The following is a 614-nucleotide window of genomic DNA, read 5'->3' as shown; positions in this document are numbered from 1 at the left end:
TATCGATGGTTCAGCGAGACGGAGGGAGCACACCTTTGTTTAAAACAAAAATGCCCATCACAAACGTGACAGGCATTTTGTATTTACTTTGCAGTGACTTGCGTCGTTATTTAGCAACCATGACCATTGCAGGACGAATCACACGGCCGTTTAACTCATAACCCTTCTGCATAACAAACATCACGGTGTTTGATTCATGATCTGGGCTTTCTTGAATAGACATTGCTTGGTGGAATTCAGGGTTGAACGTTTCACCTTCAGGGTTGATTTCTTTCAAACCAAACTTAGCAACCACATCAACAAACGTCTTGTGAGTTAGCTCAACACCTTCAAGGATCGGCTTAATCACTTCGTTTTCTGTATCTGCTGCTTGAATCGCACGCTCTAGGTTATCGATAACAGGAAGCAGTTCTTCAGCGAACTTGTTAAGAGCGTATTTACGCGCTTTGTCGATTTCCTGTTCAGTACGACGACGCATATTTTCAACTTCAGCTTTTGCACGAAGCACTGCATCTTGCTGATCTTTTACTTTGGTTTCGCTAGACAATAATGCCGCTTCTAGTTGAGCAATCTTAGCGTCTTTCTCGTCACCAATTTCTTCAAGTTCTGCTTCA

General features: G+C 42.7%; 1 protein-coding gene. It reads right to left on the bottom strand.

Annotated features, from left to right (window positions below):
• Nucleotides 1-106 precede the first annotated feature (106 nt).
• A partial coding sequence (gene grpE, locus R8N49_RS28505) for a nucleotide exchange factor GrpE (RefSeq protein WP_318190620.1) occupies nt 107-614 on the bottom strand: 508 nt, incomplete at its 5' end.

This window comes from Vibrio sp. 1978, from assembly GCF_033344345.1.
Note: the sequence above shows the minus strand (reverse complement) of the source record. Positions and strands in the feature narration are given on the sequence as shown.